Here is a 12765-nt window from a genome sequence, read left to right on the forward strand (position 1 = left end):
CCGGACTCGGAATCGAACCAAGGACACGGGGATTTTCAATCCCCTGCTCTACCGACTGAGCTATCCGGGCAACGGAGCGCATTAAACCGCAATCGCGCCTTATCGTCAACATTATTTCAGGAAAAGCTGTTCAACTGCTTAAGTTTGCGGCAATCTGTACGTTTTCACCGTGAAAATGCACAAATCTTCCAGACAATACCAGGCCGTGCGGCAATGCTGATGACAACAGGAGGGCAGTATGGCAAACGACTGGCTTGAGCTCCGTCAGCATGCGGATACCGGCATTGAAACGATTAAAGCGCACTTCGAAGGCCATGCCTTCGATCCCCACTGGCACGATAGTTATCTGGTCGGGATTACCCTTTCAGGCACCCAGCAGTTCCACTGTCGTCGCGAACGCCACCGCAGCCATCCTGGTGATGCGTTCTTACTGGAGCCGGGTGAAATTCACGACGGCGACGCGCCTGTGGAAGGAGGCTTTACCTATCTCACCTTCTATCTTGACGAGCAGTGGCTGACGCGTACCCTCCGTGGATTATATGAAGCCACGCCGGATCGCTACTCGCTTCACTTTGCTCAAACGCTAACGCGAGAACCTCAGCTGGTCCGTTCTATCGGCGAGACGTTTAACGCATTGCATAGCGATGAGATGAAAATTGTTCAGCAGAGCACAATGGATAAGCTGCTCTCTCAGATCACCTCCCATTGCCACTGGCGTAAGAAACTCCCGTCGCAGCTACAGAGCGCTGCCGTGGCGCACCGCGCACGCGACTATCTTTATGCGCATATCGGCGAGAACGTGGGGTTGTCAGACCTTGCGCGCGAGACGGGCACGGATCGTTTTACGCTGACGCGCTGTTTTAAGCGCGAGTTCAACCTGGCACCGCACGCCTGGCTTATTCAGCTGCGTCTGGCAAAGGCGCGACAGCTGCTGGCGCACGGCGAACAGCCTGTTAATGTGGCTACAGCGCTCGGTTTTGCCGACCAAAGCCATCTGGGACGCTGGTTCCAGCGTGCATACCGCATTTCCCCTGCCCACTACCGCCGGTTGTGCACAAACCTTCCAGACGTTTCCAGAAAATAGCGGCACAGTAATGGCTCTAATAAAAAAGGAGCCATCTGTGAGTCTGATGCCTTATCTGCTGTTTGCCTTTGTCGCGTCGATAACGCCCGGCCCGACGAATATCCTCGTTCTCACTAACAGCCAGCACTTTGGTGTGAAAAATACCATTCCCGCCATTTTGGGGGGATGTATTACGGCGAGTCTGATTGTGCTGATATCGGGTGCCGGCGCCGGGGAGGTGCTGCGTCAGTTTCCTCTGATACGCCAGGCAATGAGTTGGGCGGGCGTGCTGTGGCTAACCTGGATGAGCTGGCAACTGTATCGGGCGCCTGCGGCGAATCTTTCTGAGAAGACGCCTCATCGCTTCACCGCGCAAGCCGCAGCGCTGCTGCAGATGGTGAATCCGAAAACGTGGATGATGGCGCTGGCAGTAGTGAGTCTTTTTGCTCCCGCGAGCATTCATCCGTTAAGAGATATTGCGCTGATGACGCTATGGTTCTTACTGATTTCTGTGATGTGCCTGATGTGCTGGGCGTGGCTAGGGAAGGCGGTAAACCGAGTGTTTCGCACCACCGTGGCGATGGTGCGGTTTCAGCGCCTGATGGCGCTATGTTTGCTCGTCTCCGCCTGGGCGGGCATGCTGGTCTAGGTTAACGCCCCGCCCATACGACACTGGGCAAAGCGCAGAATGTCTTCCGCCAGGCGGTGCGCCGTATCCACATCGGCCTGGCTACGGTTCACCAGCATGCGGCTCAGGCAACCCTCCAGTACGAGCTCCATCTGCTTAGCGACCATTGCCGGGTCATCCACATCAAGCGTTGTCAGCAGTTCGTGGGTGAAGTCATGCGCCGCACGTTTTTGCTGATCCGCCAGCTGGTGTATTGGATGGCCAGGATCGGGATAAAACGTACAGGCAGCAATAAACAGGCAGCCTGGATAACGATTGTTGCTGACGCACTCTGTCAGGGCGGTGTAGCGCGCTAACAGTTTTTGCTCGGCGGTCAGCTCTTCATTCAACATTAGCTGCCTGCGCCAGATATCCACCTGCTGGCTAAGATAGCGTAGGGCATCATAAAGCAGCGCCTCTTTATCCGGCCAGAAGCGCTTAAGCTCATCCAGAGGGTAATCGATACGGTCGGCTACCATCTCAAGCGTGGTGCTGGCGATCCCTTGAATCTCAAGTAGTTGCAGGGCTTGTCCCAGTACGTCTTCGCGTTGCACGGTTATCTCCTCCGCTATTCCCAACGGTATGTCCCGTCTAAAGTGTTGTTTACGGTTGGCGATTGCGCAAATGCGCGCTGAATGCCGGTGCGTCCATAAACCCGGTTACACGCTGTTCTGGCAGCTCTTCCCCCTGCTCATTGAAGAACAGAATGGTTGGTAGCCCGAGTACGGTAAGGTGTTTAAGCAGGGCCTTATCCTGCGCATTGTTGGCTGTGACGTTTGCCTGAAGGAGTACCGTCTCTTTCAGGGCATTTTGCACCAGAGGATCGCTAAAGGTGTATTTTTCAAACTCTTTGCAGGCAACACACCAGTCGGCATAGAGGTCGAGCATCACCGGTTTGCCTTTTGCCTGCGCCAGCGCGCTGTTGAGCTCATCGACGTTCTTAACGTGTATAAAGTTTAAATGTGCCTGCGTCTGGCCCACAGGCGAGCCGAACGCCCAATCCTGAAGCGGGCGCACGCTCACCAACGCGGCGGCGAGCAGGAGAATTTGCACCAGACGCATCCACGCTTTTTTTGCCCCCAGGCTGACGATAAACGCCCAGGAGAAGAACGCCACGCCGAGCATGGCCCACAGGCGCAAACCCCACGCGTCACCCATGATGCGCTCCAGCAGGAACACCGGGAGCGCCAGGATGACAAAGCCGAACGCGGTTTTCACCGTCTCCATCCACGGGCCGCTCTTCGGCAGCAGGCGGTTGCCAAACACCGTCACCAGAATCAGCGGCAGGCCCATCCCCAGCGCGTAAAGATACAGCGTACCCCCGCCGAGCCACATATTACCGCTCTGGGCGATGTACAGCAGGATAGCGCTCAGCGGTGCTGTAGTGCAGGGGGAACAAATCAACCCGGCGATGGCGCCCATTGCGAACACGCCGCCCGCAGAGCCACCCTGCTGGCGATTGCTCATCAGCGTTAAGCGGGTTTGCAGCGAAGAGGGCAACTGAAGCGTGAACAGGCCAAACATCGACAGCGCCAGCAGAATAAATACGGCTGACAGGCCGATTAGCACGTAAGGGTGCTGGAGGGCTGCCTGGAACTGCAGTCCGGCCGCGGCGACCACGAGGCCGAGCGCGGTATAGGTGAGCGCCATGCCCTGCACATAAATAAACGCCAGGAGCAGCGCCTGGGCGGTAGAAAGACGCTGTTTGCCGCCCAGAACAATCCCGGAGATAAGCGGGTACATCGGCAGGACACAAGGGGTAAAGGCAATGCCGATACCAATCAGTAAGGCCCAAAGTGCTGAGAACGGCAGATCGGAAGCAGCTTTGGCTTCGCCTTCATCCCTCACCCTGTCCCTCTCGCCTGAGGGGAGAGGGGAGGCAGCCGCTTTAACTTCAGTAAGCGGAACGATCTTCGTTTCAGGAGGGTAGCAGAAGCCCGCGTCGGCACAGCCCTGATACGTAACCGTCAGCGTGGCATCTTTATCCGCCTGATTCACCGTAACGGGCACGCTTAAGCGCTGGCGATAAATTTCACTTTTACCGTAGAACTCGTCCTCATGCCATTCGCCAGCGGGCATCTGCAATGCGCCAACGTTAGCCTTTGCCGGCATGATGCTGACCTGCTTGCGGTAGAGGTAGTAACCCTCTTTCACCTGCCAGGTCAGATTGAGATCGTGCTGGTTTTGCTGAAAGTCGAAAATGAACGCCTGGTCGGCGGGAATAAAGTTCGAACGGCCGGGCGCGTCAAACAACCCGGCAAATACTGACGTGCTGCACAGCAGCAGGATCAGCGTAAAGAAGCGTTGAGCCATGAGAGATAGTCGTTATCGCCGTGGACCACTGGCAGCACCAGCAGCTCCGGGGTTTGATAAGGATGATGAGACTTGAGGCAGTCAAGGAGCGCCTGCTGATTCGCCAGATTGGTTTTGAGCAACATCTGGACTTCATACTCCTGCTCCAGCTTGCCTTCCCAGTAATAGAGGGAGGTCGCGCCGGGGAGCAGCGTGACGCAGGCTGCCAGTTTTTCGGCCAGCGCTTTGGCGGCGAGATCCTGGGCAGAGGCTTCATCAGGGGCGGTACACAGTACGACAACAGCATCAGGCGTGTTCACAAGTCGACCTCCTCATCACGAAAGTCTTCACTATATCACGCCATGCGATTGGTCATTAATGAAACGGGCCGCAGAGCGGCCCGATTTTAACTATTTTTACAACGGCTAACCGTTTACAGCACAATGCCACCGATGATAAAGCCGAGGACGACGCAAAGCGTAATCGCCACCACGCCCGGGATCAGGAACGCGTGGTTAAACACGTACTTACCGATGCGGGTTGAGCCGGTGTCATCCATCTCAACCGCGGCCAGCAGGGTTGGGTAGGTTGGTAGCACGAACAGGGCGGAAACGGCCGCAAAAGAGGCAATCGCCGTCAGCGGCGTCACGCCCAGCATCAGTGCCGCAGGCATCAGCGCTTTGGTGGTGGCAGCCTGAGAGTAAAGCAGCGTCGCGGCAAAGAACAGTACCACGGCCAGCAGCCACGGATAGTTGTGCAGCAGGTCGCCGGCAACGGTCTGGATGTCGCTGATGTGTGCTTTCACGAAGGTGTCACCGAGCCACGCCACGCCCAGTACGCACACGCAGGCGCTCATACCGGATTTGAAGGTGCTGGCGTTCAGCACTTCGCTGGTGTCGATTTTACAGGTGATGCTAATCAGCGTGGCGATGGTCAGCATGAATACCACAATCGCTTCGTTACGCGGCAGCACCGGGTTCTGGATCAGCCCCACGGTGTCGCTGATGGCGGTCGCGTAGAACATCACGGCGACGATACCGATCAGGAACAGCAGCACGGAGCGTTTCGCGTGCGGCTTCAGCTCGAAGACCTGGCTACCGCGCAGGCTCACTTCACCTTTTGCCAGACGCTCCTGGTAAACCGGATCGTCTTTCAGCTCGGCACCGAGGAAGTTACACAGCACGGCGGTAATCATCACCGCAATCAGCGTGACTGGAATACAGATCGCCAGCAGCGTCAGGTAGCTCACGCCCATCGGCTCAAGGATACCCGCGAAGAAGACTACGGCGGCTGAGATTGGCGACGCGGTGATCGCAATCTGCGACGCCACCACGGCAATAGAAAGCGGACGAGACGGGCGAATCCCCTGTTCTTTTGCCACCTCGGTGATCACCGGCAGCGTGGAGAACGCCGTGTGGCCGGTTCCCGCGAGAATGGTCATAAACCAGGTCACCAGCGGGGCAAGGAAGGTGATGTATTTCGGATGGCGGCGCAGCATGCGCTCCGCCAGGCTCACCAGGTAGTCCATACCGCCTGCCACCTGCATGGCCGCAATAGCGGCAATAACCGCCATGATGATTTCGATAACGTCAAAAGGGATTGCGCCGGGTTTAATCTGAAAGATAAGGGTAAGTACGAGCACCCCGAGACCGCCGGCAAAACCAATGCCGATACCCCCGAGCCGCGCGCCCAAATAAATCGCCAACAGGACGATGACGAGTTCTGCTCCAAACATAAAGACCTGCCTTGCTTATTAACAAGTTGATATTGAATTGTTGTATTTAGGTAACGCCTAAAAAGAAAAAAGGCACGTCACAAGTGACGTGCCTTTCGGAAGCCTAGCCTGAACTGTTACTGTTCGCTTTCATCGGTATATCGTTTTGCTTTATATGCCGGATGCATCAGGTTCTGGGCCGAGAAGATATCGTCCAGCTCGGCTTCGGTCAACAGTCCACGCTCCAGCACGACTTCACGCACGCTCTTACCGGTTTCGGCGCAAATCTTACCAACGATGTCACCGTTGTGGTGGCCGATGAACGGGTTGAGGTAAGTAACGATCCCGATGGAGTTATAAACATAGCCTTCACAGACTTCTTTATTCGCGGTGATGCCGTTAATGCATTTTTCCAGCAGGTTGTAACAGGCATTAGTCAGGATGTGAATGGATTCAAACATCGCCTGGCCAATCACCGGCTCCATCACGTTCAGCTGCAGCTGACCGGCTTCGGAGGCCATGGTCACGGTGGTGTCGTTACCAATCACCTTGAAGCAAACCTGGTTCACCACTTCTGGCACTACCGGGTTAACTTTGGCTGGCATAATGGAAGAACCCGCCTGCAACTCTGGCAGGTTGATTTCGTTCAGGCCAGCGCGCGGGCCGGAGGAGAGCAGGCGCAGGTCATTACAGATTTTGGACAGTTTCACCGCCAGACGTTTCAGGGCGCTGTGTACCATTACGTACGCGCCGCAGTCGGATGTGGCTTCAATCAGGTCTTCCGCAGGCACCACCGGCAGGTTAGACACTTCCGCCAGCTTCTGAACCGCCAGCTGCTGATAGCCATCCGGGGTGTTCAGACGCGTACCGATGGCGGTTGCGCCCAGGTTCACTTCCAGCAGCAGCTCGGAGGTGCGCAGCAGGTTTTTGGTCTCTTCGTTAAGCAGCACGTTAAACGCGTGGAATTCCTGACCCAGCGTCATTGGCACCGCGTCCTGCAGCTGGGTACGGCCCATTTTCAGAATGTCCTGGAACTCAACGGCCTTACGCTGGAAGCCATCGCCCAGCTGGTTGATCGCGTCGACCAGTTTGACCACGGAGGCATACACCGCGATACGGAAGCCGGTTGGGTAGGCGTCGTTGGTGGACTGGCATTTGTTAACGTGGTCGTTCGGGTTGAGGTACTGGTATTCACCTTTCTGGTGGCCCATCAGCTCAAGGCCGATGTTTGCCAGTACTTCGTTGGTATTCATGTTGACGGAGGTACCCGCGCCGCCCTGATAGACGTCAACCGGGAACTGGTCCATGCATTTGCCGTTGTTCAGCACTTCATCGCAGGCAGCGATAATCGCATTTGCCGCGCTTTTAGGAATGGTTTGCAGCTCTTTGTTCGCCAGCGCTGCGGCTTTCTTCACCATCACCATGCCACGGACAAACTCAGGGATATCGCTGATTTTGCTGTTGCTGATGTAGAAGTTTTCAATCGCTCTCAGAGTGTGAACACCATAGTAGGCATCCGCTGGAACTTCCCTGGTACCCAACAAGTCTTCTTCGATACGAATGTTGTTTAACATGTGAACCTTCTTTTCAAGCTGCCGATGGATTGTACTAAACACACAACATATATGTGGTTTTGAATATTTTCTGACCGACGATTATTCCCTCAATCGGCCAGATGTTCGAGATCATATGCTGATGATAGCGAATTGCCGTAAGCTGGATCACTTATTATCGACCCGATTCCATGATAATTATTAATCTGTGAAATGTGTCACCGCTTTAATATTTCCGAAAAAAATATCCGTGCAAACCGATTGAATTTTGGCTAACCGTCTCCATCTCTTACAGACGCGCGACGCGAACACATTCAGACAGGGGCCAGATGGCACCTGCCACACAGGAGATGCCAGTGCGCTGGATACCGTTTATAGCTTTCTTTCTCTATGTTTACATTGAGATTTCTATTTTCATTCAGGTAGCTCACGTGCTGGGCGTCCTGCTGACGCTGATTCTGGTGATCTTCACCTCCGTCATCGGCATGTCGCTGGTGCGTAATCAGGGTTTCAAAAATTTCCTGATAATGCAGCAGAAGATGGCCGCAGGCGAAAGCCCGGCAGAAGAGATGATCAAAAGCGTGTCGCTGATTATTGCTGGCCTGCTGCTGATCCTGCCGGGGTTCTTTACCGACTTCCTCGGCCTGCTGTTGCTGTTGCCGCCGGTGCAGAAGCACCTGACCATTAAGCTGCTGCCGCACCTGCGCTTCAGCCGCATGCCGGGCGGCGGGTTCAGCACAGGGCCAGGCGATACCTTCGAAGGGGAGTATCAGCGCAAGGATGAACAGCGCGACCGTTTAGACCATAAAGACGATCGATAATTTTTTTGCCCGGTGGCTTCGCTTACCGGGCCTACGGATTTTTCCGCTTCGGTAAAAACGCCCACAGCCCCGCCAGCATGACGATGGCGTACACACTCTTCCATCCCACCATCGCCAGTAGCAGCAGGCACAGCATGCCCCCGACGACCGCCAGTGCTTTATAGCGACCTTTCAGCAGACGACAGCCCGCCAGCATGCACAGCAGGTAGATCATGATGAAAATACCGTTGGCGTAGATAATTAGAGCATCGAGGTTGATGTCGAGAAGATAAATACCCAGCGAGCTCAGGACGCAGCAGCCCAGCACAGCATTCAGCGCATTCATAGGGAGTTGACGTTTAGACAACCGTGCGAGGCGGCTCTCAGGTTTGTAGCGCGCCTGTGACCACACCAGACGGGCGAAGCTCTGGATATAAATGTTGAGGCTGGCAAAGCAGGCGAGATAGCCAATCACACAGGCCACCCATAGCGCCTTCACGCCGAAAAGTTTAACCACGATACCCGGTAGCGATGCGGCGGCGGCTTTATCTTCGCCGAACGCGTTGAAGTGCAGCACCAGCACGGTACAGGCCCAATATACGGTGCCCGCCAGCAGTAAACCAATCATCAGAGCGCGGGGAAAATCACGCTCGGGCTGTTTAAACTCGGATGCCAGGTGAGCGAACGCTTCAAGGCCAACAAAACACCAGAACATGACGGATAACGCAGCGAAAAGCTGTGAATGGTCGATATCGTTTATCGCAGGGAAGGGGATATCTGCTACGGTAATGTTACCCGCAAACCAGATGGCGACGATCAGCACGACGATTAACGCTGCAACCAGCGTTTGCAGATTCGCGCTTGAACTGGCTCCGCGCGAGCCCACCCACCAGACGATCGCCAGCGTACCCAGCTCAGCCAGCAGCAGTTGCTCGTCGTGCCAGCCAAACAGCGCCTGTCCAAAGCCGGTGGCGATATGCAGGGCTGCCGGAAGGCCAACGGGTATTACCGACAAAAACAGCCAGCCGGTTACGCGCTCCATGCGCGGACCAAACGCCATGCCGACAAAATGCGCCACGCCGCCCGCGCTGGGGAAGTGCCGCCCGAGTATGGCAAACACAATCGCCACCGGGAACACCAGCAGGATCAGCACCGGCCATGCCCAAAGACTGTTATTTCCGGCGACCAGCGCTGCCAGTGCCGGTACGGCAAACACGCCCGTACCTAACAAGGAGGTTGAAAGCAGGCCAATGCCCTGCGCCAGCCCCAACTCCTGCCTGAGTCCACTCATTTACCTTGCCCTGCCACCATCAAAAGAGAGTGGATGGTAACACTTTCGCAAATTTTTTTTCGATTCCCCCTTGAAGGGGTAAAAAGCTATCCCCATCTCTCAGGGCACTAGTCGGAAAACCGCATGCGGGCCGGCGTCATCCATAACTGATAATGACTTTCTCAAAGGAGAGCTATCAATGAGTATTCGTCCGTTACATGATCGTGTGATCGTCAAACGTAAAGAAGTTGAAACCAAGTCTGCTGGCGGCATCGTTCTGACCGGTTCTGCAGCAGCCAAATCAACGCGTGGCGAAATCATCGCTGTCGGTAAGGGCCGCATCCTGGAAAACGGAACTGTGCAGCCGCTGGACGTTAAAGTTGGTGACATCGTAATTTTCAACGATGGCTACGGCGTGAAATCCGAGAAGATCGACAATGAAGAAGTGTTGATCATGTCCGAGAGCGACATTCTGGCAATTGTTGAAGCGTAATTTACGCACGAGAATTTGAGGAAATAAGAACATGGCAGCTAAAGACGTAAAATTCGGTAACGACGCTCGTGTAAAAATGCTCCGCGGCGTAAACGTACTGGCAGATGCAGTTAAAGTGACCCTGGGCCCGAAAGGCCGTAACGTAGTGCTGGATAAATCCTTCGGCGCGCCAACCATCACCAAAGATGGTGTTTCCGTTGCACGTGAAATCGAGCTGGAAGACAAGTTCGAAAACATGGGCGCGCAGATGGTGAAAGAAGTTGCCTCTAAAGCGAACGACGCTGCAGGCGACGGTACCACCACCGCGACCGTACTGGCGCAGGCTATCATCACGGAAGGCCTGAAAGCCGTTGCTGCGGGCATGAATCCAATGGATCTGAAACGTGGTATCGACAAAGCTGTCGCATCCGCTGTTGAAGAACTGAAAGCGCTGTCCGTACCGTGCTCTGACTCTAAAGCCATTGCTCAGGTTGGTACTATCTCCGCTAACTCCGACGAAACCGTAGGTAAACTGATCGCTGAAGCGATGGATAAAGTCGGTAAAGAAGGCGTGATCACCGTTGAAGACGGTACCGGTCTGGAAGACGAACTGGACGTGGTTGAAGGTATGCAGTTCGACCGCGGTTACCTGTCCCCATACTTCATCAACAAGCCAGAAACTGGCGCTGTTGAGCTGGAAAGCCCGTTCATCCTGCTGGCTGACAAGAAAATCTCCAACATCCGTGAAATGCTGCCAGTGCTGGAAGCCGTTGCGAAAGCAGGCAAGCCGCTGGTTATCATCGCTGAAGATGTTGAAGGCGAAGCGCTGGCGACCCTGGTGGTTAACACCATGCGTGGCATCGTGAAAGTGGCTGCGGTTAAAGCACCTGGCTTCGGCGATCGCCGTAAAGCAATGCTGCAGGATATCGCTACCCTGACCGGTGGTACCGTGATCTCCGAAGAGATCGGTATGGAGCTGGAAAAAGCGACCCTGGAAGACCTGGGCCAGGCGAAACGCGTTGTGATCAACAAAGACACCACCACCATCATCGACGGTGTGGGTGAAGAAGCCGCTATTCAGGGCCGTGTTGGTCAGATCCGTAAGCAGATCGAAGAAGCCACTTCCGATTACGACCGTGAAAAACTGCAGGAGCGCGTAGCGAAACTGGCTGGCGGCGTTGCGGTAATCAAAGTGGGTGCGGCGACCGAAGTTGAAATGAAAGAGAAGAAAGCACGCGTTGACGATGCCCTGCACGCGACCCGTGCTGCGGTAGAAGAAGGCGTAGTTGCTGGTGGTGGTGTCGCGCTGGTGCGTGTAGCCGCTAAGCTGGCTGGCCTGACCGCTCAGAACGAAGACCAGAACGTGGGTATCAAAGTTGCGCTGCGCGCAATGGAAGCTCCTCTGCGTCAGATCGTTTCCAACGCCGGTGAAGAGCCGTCTGTGGTTGCGAACAACGTGAAAGCGGGTGAAGGTAACTACGGTTACAACGCGGCAACTGAAGAATACGGCAACATGATCGACTTCGGTATCCTGGACCCAACTAAAGTGACCCGTTCTGCTCTGCAGTACGCGGCATCTGTAGCTGGCCTGATGATCACGACCGAGTGCATGGTAACCGACCTGCCAAAAGGCGACGCGCCTGACTTAGGTGCTGCTGGTATGGGCGGCATGGGTGGAATGGGCGGCATGATGTAATCATGTTGTTCTGAACCTCTCAGAACGAACCCCGGGCAGAAATGTCCGGGGTTTTTTATTGCCGCTACTCAAATGTTCCCTTCACGCATGCTGCGCCCTCGCACACCATCTGGCGGCCTTTCGCCCAGACCTCGCGGATCTTCAGGTCATCCGTCAGCACCAGGAAATCGGCATCGCATCCGGGCGCGAGCCGCCCCTTATGCTCCAGCCCGAGAAACTCCGCTACGTTACGCGTAAACGGCAGAAGCGCCTCCTCCAGCGGCAGGTGATACCGGCTGACCAGTTGCTGCAGCGTCTGAGGCAGAGATTCGAACCCGGCTACGCCAATGCCCACCAGATTACCGTTCGCGTCAAAATTCGGTTGGCTGCCGTTACCGTCCGAGCTGAGCGTAAGCCGGTTAAACGGCACCTGCGCTTCACGGGCCGTCGCGATGGCGGTGGCGGCATCAATGGGCTCACTGATGCTGGTGGTGATGTCGATATAGCCCCCATCGCGGGCATAATCCAGTGCGGCGAGGAACAGCGCCTGGTCGCGGTTAACGTGGGTTGGCAGCAGCTTCGTGCGTGGCACGTCGGCGTTTTTCAGGATGTTAAGCAGGGGCTCAAGCAGCTTCGGGCTGTTGCCGAGGTGAAACACGGATATGCCCGCTTTAGCGCCCAGCAGCCCGCCGACGCGCGACTGAGCGGCCATATTCGCGAGCTGGTCATTCGCTGGTGCGGAAGAGCGGTGGTCGGAAATCGCGCATTTCACGCCGATGATTTTATCAATCAGCGCCACATCCTTTTCGATGCTGCCGGTAATCGTCGGAGAAGGCAGCCCGTATGCGCCTGTCAGCATCCACGCGCTGATCCCTTCATGCTCAAGCGCCCGCGTTTTTGCCAGCAGAGATTCGGGATGGCGGGTCACGCCGTCGGTACCCAGCAGGCCAACAACGGAGGTGATGCCCGCCGCCACCAGCGCGGACAACCGTACCTCCGGCGTCCGGGTGTGCGGACCGGCTTCACCGCCGCCGCCGATCAGGTGTACGTGCTGATCGATAAAGCCCGGGCAAACCACCGCCCCGGCGAGATCGGTTTCAGGACAGTTAAGCCGCATTGCTGCGCGATCCGTTTTTTCAATCGCGACGATTTTTCCCCCGGCGATGAGCAGATCGCAACGTCCCCGATCCTCCGGCGCGTAAAGGTGCACATTGCGGAAAAGATGGGGTTCCAGCACTGAAAAATCCATTTTTATCTCC

General features: G+C 55.8%; 12 protein-coding genes. 5 read left to right on the forward strand and 7 right to left on the reverse strand.

Annotated features, from left to right (window positions below):
* Positions 1 to 238 precede the first annotated feature (238 nt).
* The gene (locus tag IM299_RS14115; RefSeq protein WP_041911503.1) at positions 239 to 1084 is read left to right on the forward strand and encodes an AraC family transcriptional regulator; all 846 of its coding nucleotides are present in this window, start codon (positions 239 to 241) and stop codon (positions 1082 to 1084) included.
* Positions 1085 to 1121: 37 nt separating this feature from the next.
* Positions 1122 to 1712: a LysE family translocator gene (locus tag IM299_RS14120; RefSeq protein ID WP_193357663.1), complete on the forward strand. Its 591-nt coding sequence runs from the start codon at positions 1122 to 1124 to the stop codon at positions 1710 to 1712.
* Here IM299_RS14120 and IM299_RS14125 read toward each other — a convergent pair.
* The 5 genes from IM299_RS14125 to aspA form a co-directional block, all read right to left on the reverse strand.
* A complete protein-coding gene (locus IM299_RS14125) occupies positions 1709 to 2284 on the reverse strand; it encodes a transcriptional regulator (protein WP_193357664.1) in 576 nt (191 codons plus the stop codon). The genes IM299_RS14120 and IM299_RS14125 overlap by 4 nt on opposite strands.
* Before the next feature lie 49 nt (positions 2285 to 2333).
* Entirely contained in the window at positions 2334 to 4043 is a 1710-nt protein-coding gene (locus tag IM299_RS14130; RefSeq protein WP_193357665.1) for a protein-disulfide reductase DsbD, read from the reverse strand.
* Positions 4019 to 4342, reverse strand: a complete 324-nt coding sequence (gene cutA, locus IM299_RS14135) for a divalent cation tolerance protein CutA (protein ID WP_028015227.1) — start codon at positions 4340 to 4342, stop codon at positions 4019 to 4021. The genes IM299_RS14130 and cutA overlap by 25 nt, the downstream gene beginning before the upstream one ends.
* A 113-nt stretch (positions 4343 to 4455) precedes the next feature.
* A complete protein-coding gene (locus IM299_RS14140) occupies positions 4456 to 5757 on the reverse strand; it encodes an anaerobic C4-dicarboxylate transporter (protein WP_008502949.1) in 1302 nt (433 codons plus the stop codon).
* Between the two features lie 116 nt (positions 5758 to 5873).
* The gene (gene aspA, locus IM299_RS14145; RefSeq protein WP_003855923.1) at positions 5874 to 7310 is read right to left on the reverse strand and encodes an aspartate ammonia-lyase; all 1437 of its coding nucleotides are present in this window, start codon (positions 7308 to 7310) and stop codon (positions 5874 to 5876) included.
* 335 nt (positions 7311 to 7645) lie between these two features.
* Here aspA and IM299_RS14150 point away from each other — a divergent pair, with 335 nt between their 5' ends.
* Entirely contained in the window at positions 7646 to 8110 is a 465-nt protein-coding gene (locus tag IM299_RS14150) for an FxsA family protein (protein ID WP_193357709.1), read from the forward strand.
* A 31-nt stretch (positions 8111 to 8141) separates the two neighbouring features.
* Here IM299_RS14150 and yjeH read toward each other — a convergent pair whose 3' ends face one another.
* Positions 8142 to 9380 carry an L-methionine/branched-chain amino acid transporter gene (yjeH, locus tag IM299_RS14155; RefSeq protein ID WP_193357666.1) on the reverse strand — a complete coding sequence of 413 codons (1239 nt, stop codon included), beginning with the start codon at positions 9378 to 9380 and terminating at the stop codon, positions 8142 to 8144.
* Between the two features lie 178 nt (positions 9381 to 9558).
* Between yjeH and IM299_RS14160 the strand changes: the two genes are divergently transcribed.
* On the forward strand, positions 9559 to 9852 hold the full coding sequence (locus tag IM299_RS14160) for a co-chaperone GroES (RefSeq protein ID WP_003855929.1): 294 nt from the start codon (positions 9559 to 9561) through the stop codon (positions 9850 to 9852).
* 31 nt (positions 9853 to 9883) lie between these two features.
* On the forward strand, positions 9884 to 11527 hold the full coding sequence (groL, locus tag IM299_RS14165; RefSeq protein ID WP_023310114.1) for a chaperonin GroEL: 1644 nt from the start codon (positions 9884 to 9886) through the stop codon (positions 11525 to 11527).
* Positions 11528 to 11591: 64 nt separating this feature from the next.
* Here the strand turns inward: groL and iadA are convergent, their stop codons facing one another.
* A complete protein-coding gene (iadA, locus tag IM299_RS14170) occupies positions 11592 to 12755 on the reverse strand; it encodes a beta-aspartyl-peptidase (RefSeq protein WP_193357667.1) in 1164 nt (387 codons plus the stop codon).
* Between the last annotated feature and the right edge of the window lie 10 nt (positions 12756 to 12765).

Origin of the sequence: Enterobacter cloacae complex sp. P47BA (genome assembly GCF_014930485.1) — a bacterium.
Lineage (GTDB): Bacteria > Pseudomonadota > Gammaproteobacteria > Enterobacterales > Enterobacteriaceae > Enterobacter > Enterobacter bugandensis.